Origin of the sequence: Chryseobacterium sp. OSA05B, from assembly GCF_019970065.1 — a bacterium.
Lineage (GTDB): Bacteria > Bacteroidota > Bacteroidia > Flavobacteriales > Weeksellaceae > Chryseobacterium.
Genome location: NZ_JAHXYH010000004.1, coordinates 494,941 through 513,896, shown reverse-complemented (window position 1 = coordinate 513,896; position 18,956 = coordinate 494,941). Strand labels below are relative to the sequence as shown.

Genomic DNA, 18,956 nt, shown 5'->3' with positions numbered 1-18,956 from the left:
AGCTACATGTTGCGGAATACTGATTTTATATACCTGAACTTTTGAGAATAGAAATATACACTGACGGTGCATGCAGCGGAAATCCCGGAAAAGGAGGCTACGGAATCCTTATGCGTGTTCCTGAAAAAAACTATCAGAAAACATTCTCCAAAGGTTTCAGAAAAACCACCAACAACAGGATGGAACTCCTGGCTGTGATTTCCGCCATGGAAAAACTAAAATCTTCGGAGAACGATATTCATATTTATACTGACAGCAAATATGTAGCGGATGCCGTGAATCAAAAGTGGATCGCAGGATGGATCAAAAGAGGCTGGAAAAATGTAAAAAACCCTGACCTCTGGAAAAGATTCATCGAAATGTACAATAAGCATACTCCACAAATGCACTGGGTAAAAGGCCATGCAGGACATTTCGAAAATGAACTCTGCGACAAACTTGCTGTAGCTGCAGCCAATTCATCTGATCTGGAAATCGACACTTATTTCGAAGGTTTGGAGAGCAACTCACTTTTTTAATAAATCTAAATTGCTACTCATCACATACGACATTCTTTGGTTTTCCTTATCATTATTGAAAATTTGCTATCATATTCAGTAAAATTAACATTGAACACGCATTAATTAATTGGGATTTAATATATTTACACCATCTAATTAAAAGTAATCCCAATTCAATGAATAAATCTTTACTGTCTTATATTTCCCTCTTTCTGATCTTCCTGTCAGGGGGAATCTTTTCCCAAACCTATCAATTAACCGGAAATCCGGTGAGCACTACAGGGTGGACCATGGTAAATCCTGCACAGGTAAACGGTGATTTTATTCAGCTTACTCCGGATACGAATAATCAATCCGGCTCTATACGACTGAATGATCAGATTAATCTAAAATACTGTGATAAGTGGAGAGTGGAATTCGATTTCAGAATGGATTCCAACCAAACGTCCAACGGAGATGGCATCGCCTTCTGGTATCTAGCCAATCCGCCGGTTGCCAGTGTACTGGGTTCAGGTCTTGGAGTTTCTCAAAATGCAGTAGGTTTTATTGTAGGATTTGACACGTACAACAATACCACCACAGCAACAATGAGTAAGGTCCATGTGGCTTACGGACAGGTAGCCAATACATCGGATACCAATAACGTAGAGTTTTTCAATACGGCAGGAAGTTCTTTTCACTCACCGGATCTGAATACAACGATTCCTTTTCAGGGAGCTACTTATAAACATGTTGAAGTAACCGCTCAGGTAGATCCTGCCAATCCTGTTAACTGGATTGTAAAAATTACCATTGACGGGACTTTGATCTGTAACCAGTCATTCGCACCTTCAGGCACTGCAGCTGCTATGACGATTGGGTATTTCGGATTTTCGGCTTCTACCGGAGGGGCCAGATCAAGACATTCCATTAAAAATGTAAAAATTTACACGGACAAAGTTCCTATTTTGCAGGCTACAGCTACTCAGTCTTTCTGTCCAAATCCTACAACCGGATTCGGATCTGTCAATTTAACAACCTTTAATTCTCAATTTGTAAGCAACCCTTCCAACTATACCTTCACCTATTTTCAGGGAGCAACTCCAATTACAACTCCAACCAACTTCCAGTTCAATGCGAACACTACAGTCACCGTGGTCGTAAAAGATAACGCAGGAATATTATGCGACAACCCTGATGGAAAAATACAGCTTGTCCTTGCTCCTCTTCTGCTGACCGATAAAACTTTGCTGGCCTGCAACAACAATAAAGCAGGAAACGGACTATTCAACCTCAACGCAGCGGATGTGGCCGGTGGCCTTACCGTGGTTAAAAAATACTACAGAACACTTGCTGACCTGAATGCAGGCACGAATGAGATTACCAATCCGGGCAGCTATACTTCAGCACCAGGGAGTGTTTATGTAAAAGTAACGACACCTCTTGGCTGTACGGGTAATGCAAAAATCACCCTGGCATTTTTGCCGGAAACACCAGTAAGAGAAGTTACGTTGCGCTCATGCTTTTTACAGAATAATATTACGAATGCCCTATTTGACCTTACTTCCGCTAACGTAACAACCCTAACCAGCGGTTTCACAAAAAAATACTATACCTCTGTAGCAGATGCTTTAGCCGGAACGAATGAAATTGTCAATCCGCTTCAGTACATGTCCGTGAGTACTTCGGTTTATGTAAAAGTAACAGATTCCAATGCATGTTTTGCACTGGCTAAAGTAAATCTGATTGTTCTACCTCCTGTCACTTCTTCTGTTTTAAAAGACAAAATCATCTGTATCGACGGAAGAACCAATCTGGACGCGGGTCCCGGCTTTGATGGCTATGAATGGATCACCGGCGCAACAACACCGTCTATCCAAAATGTTGGCGTAGGACTCTATTGGGTGAAATTAAAAACAGGAGACTGTATCACAACCCAGACTGTAAAAGTAATTGCTTCGGCAAATCCTGTTGTAACAAGCATAGATATTAATAATACTACAGTAACGGTCAATGTATCGGGAGGAACTCCGCCTTATAAATATTCATTGAATGGTATAGACTGGCAGGATTCAAATACATTTACAGGACTTCACAGAGGGGAAGCAAGGGTTTTTGTGAAAGATTTTTACAACTGTACACCTGTTGAAGTGCAGATCACTGTTCCCAACCTGATTAATGCCATTACACCAAACGGCGACAACGTGAATGACTTTATTGATTATTCTGCTCTGGCTTATAAGAAAAACCTTGTTTTCATCGTATACGACAGATATGGCAATAAACTTTACGAAGCTGACAAAATCAGAAACTTCAAATGGGACGGAACTGCTTCCGGTAAAAAGGTTCTTACAGGAACTTACTGGTACTCCATCTCCTGGAATGAAAATGACAAAAACAATACGGCTACCCAATACTCAGGCTGGGTATTGGTAAAAAACAGAGAATAATATCTCTATTAAAAAAATCACTCTTTCCCGGAGTGATTTTTTTAATAATATAAACCTCATGTGAATTAATAATGTATTTTTTTATCCAATACAAGAAAAACATAATATCATTTTAATGTTTATATCATTCACATAAAATTAATTTTAAATTGACAATTTTAACCAAACAATTGACAATTATTCATTATACAATCACAAACAAAATAAATATATTTATAGCAATAACCTTAAACCAATCGCTTCATGAAAAGAAAACTACTCATTTATTATCTAACCATTCTATTAGGCTTTTCAGGGCAGCTGTTTTCCCAGACATATCAGCTGGCCGGAAACCCTGTCAACACCACCGGCTGGGACCTTGTTTCAAATGCAGCTGTTGACAACGATTTCATCCGCCTTACTACAGATAACACCAGTTTGTACGGCGCTATAAAACTGGCAACTCCCATCACATTAAGTTATTGTGACAAATGGAAGGTAGAATTTGACTTTAGGATCGATGGAAACGGAACTACGCAGTTTGGCCGTGGAGACGGATTTACATTCTGGTATCTGGTGAATCCTCCAACAGGATTCGTATCCGGAGGCGGGCTTGGAATTCCGGGAAATGCCTCAGGACTTATGGTAGGATTTGATATTTTCAACAATTCCACAGAAGGACAGATGAGTAAAATACATTTGTTGTATGGAACCAATGACACTGCCGGAAATAACATTGAATACAACAATACTCCAAACAGTACATTCCACTCTCCGGATCTTATTGCCACACAGCCATTCGTAGGACCTACCTACAAACACGTAGAGGTAAACGGAGAAACAGACCTTACCAACCCTACCAACTGGATCATTAAAATTAAACTTGACGGTGTTCTTATTGTTGATCAGTCTTTTGCCCCATCAGGAGGAGCAATAGGAATGTCACAGGGATATTTCGGTTTTTCTGCAGCTACGGGAGGTGCCAGTGCCAGACACTCTATCAAAAATGTAAAAGTTTTTGTAGATAAAGTTCCTATCCTGAACGCTACGGTTACTCCATTTGTGTGTACCAATCCGGCAACAGGCGCAGGCTCTGTGGATCTGACTTCTTTCAACGCACAGTTTGTTAATAATCCGGCAAACTACGTATTCACTTACTATGTTTTAGGAAGTTCAACACCAATTCCGAACCCTGCCAACTTTCCCTATACAGGCAATACAACGATTAAGGTCGTCATTAAGGATCCAAGCTCTACGCTCTGTGACAATGGGGACGGCATCATACAGCTAAATCCTACGCCATTTGCTGCTACGGACGCCACACTCACAGGCTGTAACAACAATAATGCAGGAACTGCCACATTTGATCTTACGACAGCCGCTCTTACCGGTGTTCCAGGCTGCACTATGCAGTTTTACAATACAATGTTTGATCTGAATGCAGGAATCAACCAGATTCCTAATCCTACCGCTTATGCATCAGGAGCTGCCGTGCTATTTGCAAAAGTAACCACTCCTCAAGGGTGCGTCAGTACGGCAAAAGTCACCCTGACACTTAACCCAGTTGTAGTTGTAACCGATGCTTTCCTAAGAACATGTTTCCTTGAAACCAATCCTTCACTGGGAATATTCAATCTGGCCAATGCTCCGGTAACCGCAGGAACAGCAACTAAAAAATATTACCCATCTCTGGCTGATGCTGTAAGCGGAACCAATGAAATTTTAAATTTTGCAACTTACACTGCGCCATCCGGAGTGATTTATGTAAAGGTATTCAACGCGCAGGGTTGTTACGGAATTGCAAAAGTGACTCTTACTGTTATAGCACCGACACTGTCGGCTGTATTAAAAGATAAAATTATCTGTATTGAGGATAAAACCACATTGGATGCAGGACCTGGATTTAGCGGATATCTCTGGAGTACAGGCGCAACGACACAGGCAATTACGAATGTAGGAGTAGGAACCTATTGGGTAAAATTGAAAACCGGAGACTGTACAATATTGCAACCGGTAAAAGTATATGCTTCGGAACAGCCGGTAGTAACCAGCCTTGATATTTCCGGAAGCACTGTCAATGTTTTTGTGAATGGTGGAACTCCTCCTTACAAATATTCAATGGATAATGTGAACTGGCAGGATTCCAATGTCTTCACTAATGTAGCCAGAGGAGAGACCAAGGTCTATGTTAAGGATAGCTATGATTGCGAACCTATAGAAATCGACATCACAGTTCCTAATCTGATCAACGTGATTACTCCAAACGGAGACGGTATCAATGATGTTATTGATTATTCTGCACTTGCTAACAAGAAAAACCTGGAAATCGGCATCTTCGACAGATACGGATACAAAATGTTCAAGGCTGACAAGTCCAACAGATACACCTGGGACGGGACGACCAACGGAAGCAAGAAAGTTCCTACCGGAAACTACTGGTATTCTATCACATGGAATGAGAATAACAGCAAGAATACGCCAATCAAGTTCTCGGGTTGGATCATGGTGAAAAACAGAGAATAAATAGAAATTGATTATTTTTAAATACCCGGGGATCACGTCAAATTTGGCGTGATCCTTTTTTGTTTTTTCAAACGGGAGATATTTCATTTTAAAGGCTCTTTATTCATATTCAATTCTTAAATTTGTCTTATGAATTATTTGGAAGCTTTAAGCAGAAGATATTCTGTGAAAAAATTTAATCACGAGATCATTCCTCAAGACACTTTGTACAACATTCTTGAGTCAGGAAAGCTGTCCGCCAGTTCGCTGGGGCTTCAACCTTACAAAGTATTGGTGGTGGAAAGTGAGGAGATGAAACAGAAATTAATTCCGGCCTTCTATAATCCATCGCAGATCTCCACCTGTTCTCACCTCATTGTCATCATTTCAAAGAAAACCATTGAAGAAAGCTATATACACGGCTATTTCAATCATATTTCCGAGGTAAGAGAAACACCTATTGAGAAACTTGATCTGTTCAGAAAAAGCATTAATCAGCATATTATTCAAAAAACACAGGATGAAATTTTCAATTGGGCAGAAAAGCAGTCTTATATCGTGCTGGCAAATCTGATGTACGCTGCCGCGATTGAAAATATAGACTCATGCCCTATGGAAGGCTTCCGACAGGATATGATAGAGGAAATTCTCAATATCAATCCGGAGACAGAAAAAGTAACCGTCACCCTCGCTTTAGGTTACCGTTCCGAGGAAGATCATTTCCAGCACATGAAAAAAGTAAGAAAACCAAACGAAAAATTGTTTAAATTTATTTAATATTTAAACGATTGTACCTAAAGCAAGCATATGATAAAAGCGGATGTATTAGTAATTGGTTCCGGCATCTCGGGACTTTCCTATGCCATTAAAGTTTCTGAACAGTTCCCTGATGCCAAAATCATCATCGTAACCAAATCTGACGAAGACGAAAGCAATACTAAATATGCACAGGGCGGGCTGGCTGTAGTCACCGATTTTAAAAATGATAATTTCCAAAAGCATATCGATGACACCATGCGCGCCGGAGACGGAGAAAACAAACGCGACGTTGTAGAAATGGTGGTAAGAGAAGCTCCCGCAAGATTCAACGAGATTGTAGAATGGGGCGCTAATTTCGATATGAAAAACGGCGAATTTGCTTTAGGAAGAGAAGGTGGTCATACTGAAAACAGGATTGTTCATCATAAAGATATTACAGGATTCGAGATTGAAAGAGCTTTGCTGGAAACCGCGAAAAACAGCCCGAATATTGAAATCCTCGATCACCATTACGTTATTGACATCATCACGCAACACCACGTTCCGGGGAAAGAGGTAAATCAAGGTGACATCAATTGCTACGGCGCCTACATCCTTGATGAAAAATCAAAGACCATTAAAAAAATTACTTCGAAAATAACACTGGCAGCTACCGGAGGAGCAGGACACGTTTATAAGAACACCACCAATCCTACCATTGCTACCGGAGACGGAATTGCCTTCGTAGCCCGCGCCAGAGGTAAGGTTTCGAATATGCAATATTACCAGTTTCATCCTACAGCACTATATAGTAAGATCAACGGAATGCTTTTCCTTATTTCTGAAGCAGTAAGAGGAGACGGCGCTAAATTAAGAACAAAAAAAGGGGAGAAATTCATGCACAAATATGATGAGCGTGAAGAATTGGCCTCCCGAGATATTGTAGCCAGAGCCATCGACAATGAGATGAAAATTTCCGGAGACGAATACGCCGGCCTCGACTGCCGCGATATGAACCAGGAAAAATTTTTGGAACACTTCCCTAATATTTATAAAAAATGCAGAGAAGAAGGAATCGATCCTTTCACTCAATTAATCCCTGTAGTACCTGCCTGCCATTATCTTATGGGCGGTATTGAAGTAGACAAAGACGGACAGTCTTCTATCAGAAATCTCTTTGCAGTAGGTGAATGTACGAACTCAGGACTTCATGGCGCCAACAGGCTTGCTTCAAACTCTTTACTGGAAGGTTTAGTTTTTGGACACAATGCCGCTATTAAAACTGTTGATTTACTTAAAGAAAACAATTTCAATTTCGACGACCTGAAAGCTGTTCCGGAATGGAATGAAGAAGGTATGAAGATCATGGATGAAATGGTCATAGTAAGCTACCTCAGAAAGCAGCTTCAGGAAATGATGAGCGATCTGGTAGGTATCGTAAGAAGCAACAGACGTCTGAACATGGCCCTGCAAAAACACCAGGAAATCGCCGCAGCTGTTGATGAGATTTATCACTACTCTATTCTGTCACCTCAATTATCTGAATTAAGAAACCTGACCACCGTTGCTCACCTTATTATTACCCAATCTATAGAGATGACGGAAAATAAAGGAGCATTTTATAATAAAGACCTAGTCTAAAAAACATCAATAATGAAAAGACCAAGCTACGCAACCGATAAAGCATTAAAAACGTTTATTAAAAACGCCCTGGAAGAAGACATCCAGGATGGCGACCACTCTACCCTTTCCACAATTCCAAAAGATCTGGAGCAGAGTGCTAAACTCCTGGTCAAGCAGGACTGTATTTTAGCAGGTGTTGAACTGGCGGAAATTATTTTTAAAACGTTTGATAAGGATTTAAAGGTTGAAATTTTCATTAAAGACGGAGAAACAGCCAAAGTGGGAGATGTCGCAATGATTGTTACCGGAAGCGCAAGATCCATTCTTTCCACAGAAAGGCTTATCCTGAACTGCATGCAGAGAATGAGCGGAATCGCTACGCTTACCCATGACTGGGATTCCAGATTAGTAGGAACTAAAACAAAGCTTCTTGACACCAGAAAAACAACCCCGAATTTCAGAGTTTGTGAAAAATGGGCAGTGGCTATAGGTGGTGGAACTAATCATAGATATGGCTTGTACGACATGATTATGCTGAAAGACAATCATATTGACTATAACGGCAGCATTACGAATGCTGTAAAAATGGCAAAAGATTATGTTAAAAGCACCAAGAAAAAGTTAAAAATTGAGGTTGAGACCAGAAACCTTGAAGAAGTAAAGGAAGCCATCAAAGCAAAAGTCGATAGAATCATGCTCGACAACATGACCGTGCCCATGATGAAGCAGGCAGTAGAGATGATCAATGGCTCTTGCGAGTCTGAAGCTTCGGGTGGAATTACCCGTGAAATGTTAAAAGAAATCGCTTCTACAGGCGTTACTTATATCTCTGCAGGGGCCCTAACACATTCTGCTGAAAATATAGATTTGAGTCTCAAAGCTGTGAAATAGCGTTGTATTTTTAATAAAAACACCCCCTCTTTGTTAAAAATTCAATAATATGATTTTTTTCATGCTAAAATTCAATTTTTATGTAGAATATTGAAAATCAGCATTTTAATTCTTATTAAGATTGAGTAAAAATTAACATACAGTTAATATTAGTTAAATTTTATTTCGCGAATTTTGCAGAAAATTAAATCTAACTATTACTAACGATTATGAAATTAATCAACAAATCGATGCTAACTGCAGTTATTACATTATCTACAGCCAGCGTCTATTATGCTCAACAGGTTCAGGACACAGTGAAAACTAAATCCAATGACATTGAACAAGTTGTATTAACTGGTGTTGCCGATATCGCCAAAGATAGAAAAACACCGGTAGCAGTTTCAACAATTAAAGAAGCTCAAATTGTTGAAAGATTAGGAAACCAGGAATTTCCTGAGATCCTAAATACGACTCCGTCTGTTTATGCTACTAAAGGCGGTGGAGGTTTTGGAGACTCTAAATTGAACATTAGAGGATTCAGCCAAAATAACATTGCTGTAATGGTAAATGGTATGCCTGTAAACGACATGGAAGGTGGATCTGTTTATTGGTCTAACTGGGCTGGGCTATCTGACGTTACTTCTGCAATGCAGGTACAAAGAGGTCTTGGTTCATCAAAACTAGCTATTGCCTCTGTAGGAGGTACAGTAAATATCATAACTAGAGCTGCCGATAAAAAGCAAGGTGGTATAGTTTCTTTAGGTTTAGGAAACGATGATTATTTAAAAACTCTTTTTGCATACAATACAGGAAAATCTGATAAAGGATGGTCTTCTTCATTCTTAATGAGTAGAACAGCAGGTTCTATGTATGCCGACGGAACTAAGTTTGAAGGATACAACTATTATTTTGCAGTAGGATATAAAAAACCTGGAGGTAATCATGATTTCCAGTTTACGATCACTGGGGCTCCTCAATGGCACAATCAAAGATCATTTGCAATTTCAATTGCTAACTATATTGGATTCAATCCTGCTCAGGACGGTACGCCAAACAGAAGATATAATTCTGACTGGGGATATCTTAACGGTGATGAATACTCTGCAAGAGTAAACTATTACCACAAACCGGTAATGTCATTGAACTGGGACTGGACCATGAGTGAAAAATCAAAACTTAATACAGTATTGTATGGCTCTTTTGGTAGAGGTGGAGGTACAAACACCACGGGTACGGCTAATGGAAAAAACTTAGCAAGCTTTAGAGACACTACTACTGGTTTATATAATTTTGATAATGTTTTTGCAGCTAACCAAGCTTCAACGCCTGACAAAGGAGTATTGATCAGAAATGCTTCAATCAACTCACACAACTGGTTTGGATTAATTTCTAGCTTCAATCATAAGATCAATGATAACATGAAGTTTTCTGCAGGTGTTGATGCAAGATATTATTATGGGTACCACTATCAGGTAATTACCGATCTATTAGGAGGTAGCGGATATATTGATAAAGCCAATAAAAACATCCCACCTAATTTGGTAACAGCTGTATCTAAACCTGAATCTTCTTGGAATCCATTTGGAGGAAAAATTGACGATTTAAATAATAGAATCGGTTATAGCAATGACGGTGAGGTACTTTGGTATGGCGCATTCGGACAATTTGAGTATACAAACGATAAAATTTCAGCATTCCTTCAAGGTTCCGTTTCTAACCAAGGTTTCCAAAGAATCGATAACTTCATCATAGATGGAGTGACTACTTCTAAGAGAGGTGAGGTTATGAATACCAAAACTGGATTTAAAAACCTATTTGGATACAATGTTAAGGCTGGCATTAACTATAACATCGATGAAAAACACAATATTTTCGGAAATGTAGGGTACTACGAAAAACAACCGTTCTTCAATGCAGTTTACAGAAGTAATGAAAATGTTGTTTCTCCAGACCTTACCAATGAAAAAATATTTGGTGCAGAACTAGGATACGGATTCAGAACAGCACAGTTTAATGCTAATGTTAACTTATATAGAACAACTTGGGACGACAGATATCTAAGAAGATCTAGCTTAAGAGATGCTGCTTCGGGTAAAACTTTCTATGCTGAAATCACAGGGTTGAATGAAGTACACATGGGAGTTGAAGTAGACGCCAACTATACCTTAAATAAATTCTTCTCAGCCTTCGGTATGTTCTCTTATGGAGATTGGTACTACAGAGGAAATGCTACAGCAACTTTATTTGAAGATACAACCAATTTACCATTCAACTTCCCAGGAACGTCAAGCAATGAAACCCAATTGTATCTAGATAAAGCTAAAGTAGGAGAAGCAGCTCAAATGACTGCAGCATTAGGATTTACTGTAAGACCAGTTAAAAACCTTAGCTTTGATACTACCTGGAGAAGCACCAGCAACCTTTACGCGAGCTTAGATGCTTACAATTTCAGTGTAAAGTCTACTGCAGAAAGAGGAACTTTAAAACTTCCAAACTACAACTTATTTGACCTTGGTATTTCTTACAGAATTAATCTAAATAATAAGCAACAGTACTTTACAATCAGAGGAAACGTTTATAACTTGTTCGACACAACTTATATCGCAGAATCTAACACAAGTACTCAGGTTAAGCAATTATCTGATTTTGCAACGACTACCACAGGTGGTGTAACTACAACTGCACAACAAAAGTATGATGCCTATATAAACAATCCAAAAAATTTCTATAAAGGATTGGACACATCTAACCAGGTATTCTTCGGATTCGGAAGAACATGGGCAGCAACATTGTCATTCAACTTCTAATAAGATCATTATATTAGATTTTATAAATATCTATCCCGGCTTTTAGCCGGGATTTTTTATTTTTATAAAAACAAATTTATGGAAAAGGCACTTGAAGAATTTTTAAACCAATGGAAAAACAAAAAATATGTTTTAGGAATTCTACTAACTGGAAGTTATGCAGTAGGCTTACAAACTGAAAATTCGGATATAGATATTCGAATCATATTTGACAAATCTAAAACAAAAACACTAAAAGGCCTTACCAAGATTAACAACTACACTTTTTCTTACCTTGGCAGAAATACCGATTCCATTATACGAAAACTCAATAGCGAGTTTATCAACAGGCAGAAATTTGAAGCTTATATTTTCAATATTGGTAAGATTTTATATGATAGAAAGAACACCACCGCCGAATTAAAGCATCTGGCCCAAACCTACGCATCTACACCATTTTTAAAAAAACACCATATAAAAAGCGAAGTAAAAGCTGGGATGTATGGATTATATAACCATAAAAATCACCTCATTAATTTAGATGAAAATTCTCCCTTTTTTCATTATCAATATTATATGTTTATGAAAAAGGCACTTAGCTTTTACTCATCCTATCTGGGCTTCGAATCGTTCTTAGATACAAAAACAGAAAAAGTCCTGTATGATACTGAGTACAGACAGCGATATCAGTGGGATGATTTTCCAGATAAAATATTTTCAGAAAAATGGATAACCAGTATAAAAATTGAAAATATTAGTAAAAATTCAGCCATAATCATTTATCACTATTTAGAGAGTAAAATAGAAAAAATCAATGAAGAAAATTTCACAATACACTGGAAGGAGATTTAAATTTTACTATTTTAGAGATTAATAAATTTAAAATTTCAATCCATGGAAAAGAAGAAATTAATTTTAAAAAAGACAAAAATTTCAAAACTCAACACTAATATTCTTGACATAAGTTTCAAACGAAATATAAAAGGAGGTGATGTCGTTCAGCCAAATACACATCCGTCAGAAGTATGGGGTGGAGACAATGGTTCAGCTCATGGTGTATGGATGCATGAGGGAGTTGATGCACAAACAAACGACATCCACGGAGCTACCTGCTATTTTGTTTGCGGATCTTAGACTGCTGTAACATTTTAGTATAACCAATCAAAAAAAATAATTACGTTATAAATTATTCATTATGAAAAAAAAACTAACACTAAAGAAGACAAAAGTATCAAAGCTTAACACTAATATTTTAAGCAGAAATCTAAAAGCAAACGTCAAAGGTGGTGATGTACTTCAACCCAATACGCATCCTACTCCAGTATGGGGAGGAGATGGAGGTTCAGCTCACGGCGCATGGTACCATGAGGGATACGATGCCCAGACCAATGTTATCCATGGCACTACATGCTATTATGACTGTGGTTCATAATAAAATTCTAAGATTCTAGTTTAAAATTAACCGTACTAAAACTCTATATGCATTAACATGAAAAAGAAAAAGTTAACATTAAAAAAAACAAAGATTTCCAAATTAAATTTAACAACTTTAAGCAGGAATCTAAAAGGAAATATAATAGGTGGTGATGTAGTTCAACCCAACACACATCCTACTCCTGTAATTGGTACAGAAAATGCCTCGGGCCAAGGGTATTGGCAACACGCAAGCTATGACACACAAGGCAACCCTATCCATAGTACAGAGTGCTACTATGTATGTGTATCCTAGTCCGATTTTAAAAACATTTCGCCATAGTAAGGGTAACTTTACTATGGCTTTTTATTCAATAGATTTTCATGATTTCAGCTAATCTCACAACTGACCTTGATAAAAAGTTACATGATATTTACATTCATCTTGGAGATCATTATCAGCAATATAACCGGATAGGTGCACTCAATGGCCTGGCCGGGATTGCCCTTTTTCAATTCTATTATGAAGAACGTTATAACCTTCATTCAGGCAGAGGCTTTGACTCTTTAGAGCACTGCATAAAAAAAATAAACGAGGGCAATTTCTCCGCTTCTTACTGTAATGGTCTGGCTGGCTTCGGCTGGCTTTTAAATCATTTAGAGGAATACAAATTTGTAGAAGACAATGAATTCGTCCAAATAGGATCTGTTATAGATACTTATATAGAAAATCATCTGGATCAATGTATCAGACAACATAATTATGATTTCTTTCATGGCACCCTCGGATCTATTTTTTATTTCTTAAAAAAATCAGACTCTACAAATAAATATAAAAACCACATTTCCTTGTTATTTTCAAAGCTTCCTCATCTCTATGACACTATTAATGACTATGATCTCAGCAAAGTAGCTGTGCCAGAAGCCATAGAAGGCAAACTTAAAAAAAGGCTTCATCTTGGTCCGGCACATGGCATATCAAGCATTATAGCAATACTCTGTATGGCTTATAATAAAGGTTATTTTCGCGAACAGTCTATATTGTGGATTGATGAATTTGTACAGCTGATTTTAGCATACGAAATGCCGTTAGATTCGGTATCGGAATTTCCTATGTGGATCGATTTGCAAACCAAAGAAAAAGCCACAAGTAGTCTAAGCTGGTGCTCCGGAGATACAGGTATAGGAATAACTTTATTAAATACCTCCGAGACACTTGGAAACAGAATATGGAAAGATCAGTCATCAAATATTCTAAAAAAAGCATGTCAAAGAAGACACATACAGCAATCAATGATTAAAGGCTATGGAATATGCCATGGTTATTTTGGAGCTTCAAGAATCTTTTCGCGGGCATACAGCTTAAATCCTATCCAGGAATTCGAAGAAGCTTCAATTTACTGGCTAAAGGAAGGTATGGATTCGCTCATCATAACACAGGATTCACCCATGAGTATTCTTAATGGACTGGCAGGAGCAGGGCTTGTGATGCTGGATTTTCAACACAACAAATTAAGTAACTGGGACGAATGTCTGCTAATTTCATAAATAAATAAGTACAATGAGTAAGTTTCCTTATAAAGTTTTAGATCAATATGTTCTCCGGACACCTTCCAAATCCTTTCATTTACTTAAAACTCTATTCAAAGGCAAAGATATCAATGAGCAACAATTTAAAGACTTAACAACTGATCCTCTTTTTCAGGAAGCATTATTTCTGGCATCACCCTTACTCTATAGCACGCTTTTAAAGTGGCTGAAAGAAGGATTAAATACTGAAAAAGAAGAAAAATTAAAAATATCTTTACTTAAATACATCAGCCGAATGTCTTCACGCTGTACTCCTTTCGGATTATTCGCAGGATACTCTCTGGGGCAGCTGGGTGATTATAATGAAGTGGAAATAAATGAAGAAAGTAAATATCTCAGGTACACAAGACTGGACATGCAGTATCTTATTACTTTTTCCCAATATATCTCTGTAGACAAAAAACTTCGGAATCATTTTATTTACCAAGTTAACAGTAGTGTCTATAAAGCAGGTAGCCAGTACAGATATGTAGAGTATACCTATCCCGGAGGATTACAGAGAGTTCATCATATACAAGCTATTGAAACAACACCTCATCTGGAATATATTTTTGACAAAGCTTCCACTGGATCAACAATTGTCACGCTGACGGAAGAACTTATTCAATACGATCCGGAGATCGACCGTAAAGAAGCCAAAAGATTCATCAATGAACTTATAGACAACCAGGTTCTTGTAAGCAATATCAGTGGATCATCCATTGGGGAAGATTATTTCACATCCATTAAAAACAACATCTCTCCCATCAAAAACAACTTCTACAATGAAAGCTTTAATCAAATCAGCAACGAACTCTCCGAGCTAGATAAAAAAATCCCAAATACAATCAGCAGTTATTACACTCTGAAAAGCAAAATTGATGAACTTGGAGTAAAAACAGATCCGAAATTTCTGTTTCAAACTGACCTATCCGTTACAACAAAAAAGAATATACTGGATAAAAAAATTATCCGAGATCTTCAGGATGGGCTGCATATTCTTAATGGAATATCATTTATTTCAGAAAAAAAAGACAATCTGCTGTTAGATAATTTCATTTCAAAATTCAAAAAGAAATATGAAGATCGTGAAATTCCTCTACCAATTGCATTAGACAACGAAATTGGAATAGGCTATGGTATAAATACTAATATAATTCCAGGGAATCATTTTCTTGAAAATCTTCATATCCCTATTCAAAGGAAGAACAAGAACGAAATAAAATGGAATGCTGCCAGTACACTGTTTCAGGACAGGATAATGGAAGCTCTCAGAAATAATTGTAAAGTTATTACCCTTACAGCTGCTGACGTTCCGGAAAACACCGATGGAATCTGGGACGATATCCACGATACTTTCTCCCTCATGACAGAAATTATTCATACAGATAACGAACAAAAAATATTTTTTCATGGATTTAGTGGAGCAAGCGGAGCAAACTTATTTGGTAGATTTTGTTCCTCAGATTCTTCGCTGAAAGAGCATACCCAAAATATTATTGACATTGAAAAAGAAATAAGGAAAAATTTTATTATTGCAGAAATATCACATATTCCGGAAGCAAGAATTGGAAATGTCATCTGCCGTCCAAGTTTCGTAGATTACGAAATACCCTATTTATCTATGTCCGAGAAAACCTCAGAATTTCAAATAAAACCCTCCGATTTAATGGTTTCTGTACGAAATAATAAAATACTATTACGATCGAAAAAATTAAACAAATACATTATTCCCAGACTTAATACCGCTCACAATTTTAGCAACAATTCTCTGCCTGTGTATCATTTTTTATGTGATTTGCAAAGTCAGGATAGCAGATATGGACTGGGTTTAAATTTGGGATCGATGGAAAAAAGATACAAGTATATTCCAAGAATAGAATACAAAAAATGTATTCTGAAGGCCGCTACATGGAATCTCAATAAGAAAGACATGCCTATCTTTACAAAAAAATACAGCTCAGATGAAGATCTTTTTGATTTGATGAATGAAACACAAAAGCAATGGGATCTCCCTCAATATGTTTTATTTGCAGAGCATGACAATGATCTCTTAATTAATCTTGAAAATATCTACTGTATAAAAATGTTGATTGATACCATCGGAAATCGCGAAAATTTCACCCTCAAAGAATTTTTATATACAGATGATAATCAGCTTGTGAGAAGAAACGGAAGAAATTTCACCAATCAGTTTGTATTTACTTTTTATAATAATCAAAAACTTTCTGCGATAAAAAATGCAAAATAATATTCAGCGAATTTTTTCACCTGGAGACAAGTGGCTTTATTACAACATATTTTGTGGATATAATTCCTCAGATCATATTTTAATTGAGTATCTCAGTTCTTTTAGTCAGTCTATGCTTTCTCAAAACCTGATCGATCAATGGTTTTTCATAAGATATAATGATCCCTCTTACCATATAAGGTACAGAGTAAGAATGAAAGACCAGGCAGATTTGGGTTTAATCATTAATACATTAAACAAATTACTGGAAAATCTGGTTTTGGATGAATATATCTGGAAATTACAGATCGACACTTATACAAGAGAGATTGAAAGGTATGGTTCATCCAGTATGGAAGAGGTAGAAAAAATTTTCTTTCAGGACAGCAATATGATTATTAATATCATAAGTTCTTTGGATGAAAATCAGGAGAACATCCGAAGTTTATTTGCATTAAAGCTGATTGATTTTTATCTCTCTGTTTTTAATTTTTCGATTGCAGAAAAATTAAATTTTACGGAAAAATTACGAAATCACTTTTACAACGAATTCAACATAGACAAAAATGCAAAGAAGCAATTTGATAAACTTTATTCTGAAAACAAACACAAGATTGATGATTTTTTAAGCAAAAAAACAAAAAAAATTAATAAAAAATTAATTGCAGAAAGGGCTTTAAAAATCCTGGAGTTAAGAGACAGGAAACTTCTCAATGTAGATTTCTATAGTCTGATATCAAGCCTCATTCATATGTCACTCAATAGACTTTTCGTTGGCGACAATAGAATGCATGAACTTATTACTTACGATTTCATATGGCGTTTTTATAAGAAAGAACATTATTTCAGCACATGTACAAAAGATCATGAAAACTGAAGAATATTACAATACCATAAAAAGCTATCTGCAAAAAAAAGAACTTTCCTCTCTTAATACAGGTTTAAATGGCAGATGTTCCATTTCAATCTTTATGTTTGAATTTTATAGGATTTCGTGTAATACGGAAGCCTATAACTATGGGATAGAACTTATAGAGACTGAATTGAACGGAATAGATTTAATTAGTAATATATCTATGTACGACGGACTATGTGGCATAGGCTGGACTTTGCAACATCTATCAAAAGAAAAATTAATTGATTTTAATCCAGACTCTTATCTTTCTCAATACATAGAAAAACCCTTAATGAGATTTAGAGACTCTAATGTAAATTTCAGGGACCCCATACAGCTTGAATATTTCAGCGATCTTCTTTTCTATTTTTCAGATAGGCTTTCTTATACAAACAAAAAACTCCAAAAGGAAAATTACATTCATACTCTGAATCAAACGTTGATCATCTTAAACAATCAGCTCCTTCAGATAGAAAAACATAATGATCATCAAAACATATCATTTGAAAATATATTTTCTATAATAAGATCATTGGTATATTTATCTGAAATGAATTTCAGTTCCCCGCTGATTTCAGGATTATTAAAAAAAATTATTCTTTGGATTGAAGATAAGAAAAGCCATAAAAGACCAACTGCATTCGAGTTATTTATTTTAGAAAAAGCCATACCAGACCTAGCATCATCCCAACTCATTGCTAGAAAATATTTCACTGAAAATAAAATTTCTGAAAACAATTATACAACAGAAATAAACAACCTTGGAATATGGAATAATAGTATCATAAATCATGCTATCCGGAATATTACAGCATTAAACACTAAAAAAGCTTCTGGATTAGAGTATATCTTAGAATACCAATATAATTCCTAATAATCCACCCGGGATTTTTGTTATATTTGTACTTAGAAAAATAGAAAAAATTGAATATGGATTTTTACAAGATTTTGCTTAGTGCACACAAAGGATTCGGGTATCTTGAACTTCTTTTGGCTTCATTATTTATTATTGCCCTTTTAGCTACTATGTTTGGCTTCAGTGGTAAAGTGAACAAATTTTTAAAGAAGATCACCCTCTTCACGATGATTTTCTTCCACGTTCAGTTTTTAATAGGGATCATCATGTTGGCGATTAATTTCACAAAAGGATTGGACATGGGATCAGTAATGAAAAACGCTGACTTAAGATTTCAGTATGTAGAACATCCATTTTCTATGCTGATCGCAGCCGTATTGATGACCATCATCAATAAGAAAGTAAAATCTAATGACACTATTTCTTTAGGAATCGTGATCATGGGTCTTATTGCGGTAGGTTTATTTGCATTCGCGTTCCCTTGGACAAGAGTCTTTGGGGCTTAAAAAATAAATATTAAGTGATCAATGATGCGTTGATAAACTTAGTAATAGTTTAACCTT

The 18,956-nt window shown here is 36.7% G+C and carries 16 protein-coding genes; all 16 read left to right on the top strand.

Annotated elements, in window-relative coordinates; translation table 11 throughout:
• Positions 1 to 41: 41 nt before the first annotated feature.
• The 16 genes from rnhA (at position 42) to LC419_RS17960 (ending at position 18,899) form a co-directional block, all read left to right on the top strand.
• On the top strand, positions 42 to 518 hold the full coding sequence (gene rnhA / locus LC419_RS18035) for a ribonuclease HI (protein WP_090025038.1): 477 nt from the start codon (positions 42 to 44) through the stop codon (positions 516 to 518).
• A 158-nt stretch (positions 519 to 676) separates the two neighbouring features.
• Complete coding sequence (locus LC419_RS18030) at positions 677 to 2,929, top strand: T9SS type B sorting domain-containing protein (RefSeq protein WP_223608665.1); 2,253 nt, start codon at positions 677 to 679, stop codon at positions 2,927 to 2,929.
• A 243-nt stretch (positions 2,930 to 3,172) separates the two neighbouring features.
• Positions 3,173 to 5,431 (top strand): T9SS type B sorting domain-containing protein, encoded by a 2,259-nt coding sequence (locus tag LC419_RS18025; protein ID WP_223608664.1) that lies wholly within the window; start codon positions 3,173 to 3,175, stop codon positions 5,429 to 5,431.
• Between the two features lie 129 nt (positions 5,432 to 5,560).
• Positions 5,561 to 6,187 (top strand): NAD(P)H-dependent oxidoreductase, encoded by a 627-nt coding sequence (locus LC419_RS18020; RefSeq protein WP_223608663.1) that lies wholly within the window; start codon positions 5,561 to 5,563, stop codon positions 6,185 to 6,187.
• A 30-nt stretch (positions 6,188 to 6,217) separates the two neighbouring features.
• Positions 6,218 to 7,789: an L-aspartate oxidase gene (gene nadB / locus LC419_RS18015; RefSeq protein ID WP_223608662.1), complete on the top strand. Its 1,572-nt coding sequence runs from the start codon at positions 6,218 to 6,220 to the stop codon at positions 7,787 to 7,789.
• Between the two features lie 12 nt (positions 7,790 to 7,801).
• Positions 7,802 to 8,662, top strand: coding sequence for a carboxylating nicotinate-nucleotide diphosphorylase (gene nadC / locus LC419_RS18010; protein WP_223608661.1), 861 nt, complete (start codon positions 7,802 to 7,804; stop codon positions 8,660 to 8,662).
• 209 nt (positions 8,663 to 8,871) lie between these two features.
• Positions 8,872 to 11,451 (top strand): TonB-dependent receptor, encoded by a 2,580-nt coding sequence (locus tag LC419_RS18005; RefSeq protein ID WP_223608660.1) that lies wholly within the window; start codon positions 8,872 to 8,874, stop codon positions 11,449 to 11,451.
• Positions 11,452 to 11,529: 78 nt separating this feature from the next.
• Positions 11,530 to 12,282 carry a nucleotidyltransferase domain-containing protein gene (locus LC419_RS18000; RefSeq protein ID WP_223608659.1) on the top strand — a complete coding sequence of 251 codons (753 nt, stop codon included), beginning with the start codon at positions 11,530 to 11,532 and terminating at the stop codon, positions 12,280 to 12,282.
• Positions 12,283 to 12,324: 42 nt separating this feature from the next.
• Complete coding sequence (locus LC419_RS17995; RefSeq protein ID WP_223608658.1) at positions 12,325 to 12,564, top strand: hypothetical protein; 240 nt, start codon at positions 12,325 to 12,327, stop codon at positions 12,562 to 12,564.
• Between the two features lie 61 nt (positions 12,565 to 12,625).
• Positions 12,626 to 12,862 (top strand): hypothetical protein, encoded by a 237-nt coding sequence (locus LC419_RS17990; RefSeq protein ID WP_223608657.1) that lies wholly within the window; start codon positions 12,626 to 12,628, stop codon positions 12,860 to 12,862.
• A gap of 57 nt (positions 12,863 to 12,919) precedes the next feature.
• Complete coding sequence (locus LC419_RS17985; RefSeq protein WP_223608656.1) at positions 12,920 to 13,159, top strand: hypothetical protein; 240 nt, start codon at positions 12,920 to 12,922, stop codon at positions 13,157 to 13,159.
• A 68-nt stretch (positions 13,160 to 13,227) separates the two neighbouring features.
• Positions 13,228 to 14,391, top strand: a complete 1,164-nt coding sequence (locus LC419_RS17980; protein WP_223608655.1) for a lanthionine synthetase LanC family protein — start codon at positions 13,228 to 13,230, stop codon at positions 14,389 to 14,391.
• Positions 14,392 to 14,404: 13 nt separating this feature from the next.
• A complete protein-coding gene (locus LC419_RS17975) occupies positions 14,405 to 16,663 on the top strand; it encodes a lantibiotic dehydratase family protein (RefSeq protein ID WP_223608654.1) in 2,259 nt (752 codons plus the stop codon).
• A complete protein-coding gene (locus tag LC419_RS17970) occupies positions 16,653 to 17,519 on the top strand; it encodes a thiopeptide-type bacteriocin biosynthesis protein (RefSeq protein ID WP_223608653.1) in 867 nt (288 codons plus the stop codon). Before LC419_RS17975 ends, LC419_RS17970 begins: the two co-directional genes overlap by 11 nt.
• A complete protein-coding gene (locus tag LC419_RS17965; RefSeq protein ID WP_223608652.1) occupies positions 17,509 to 18,411 on the top strand; it encodes a hypothetical protein in 903 nt (300 codons plus the stop codon). Before LC419_RS17970 ends, LC419_RS17965 begins: the two co-directional genes overlap by 11 nt.
• 56 nt (positions 18,412 to 18,467) lie before the next feature.
• Entirely contained in the window at positions 18,468 to 18,899 is a 432-nt protein-coding gene (locus tag LC419_RS17960) for a hypothetical protein (protein ID WP_223608651.1), read from the top strand.
• Positions 18,900 to 18,956 lie beyond the last annotated feature (57 nt).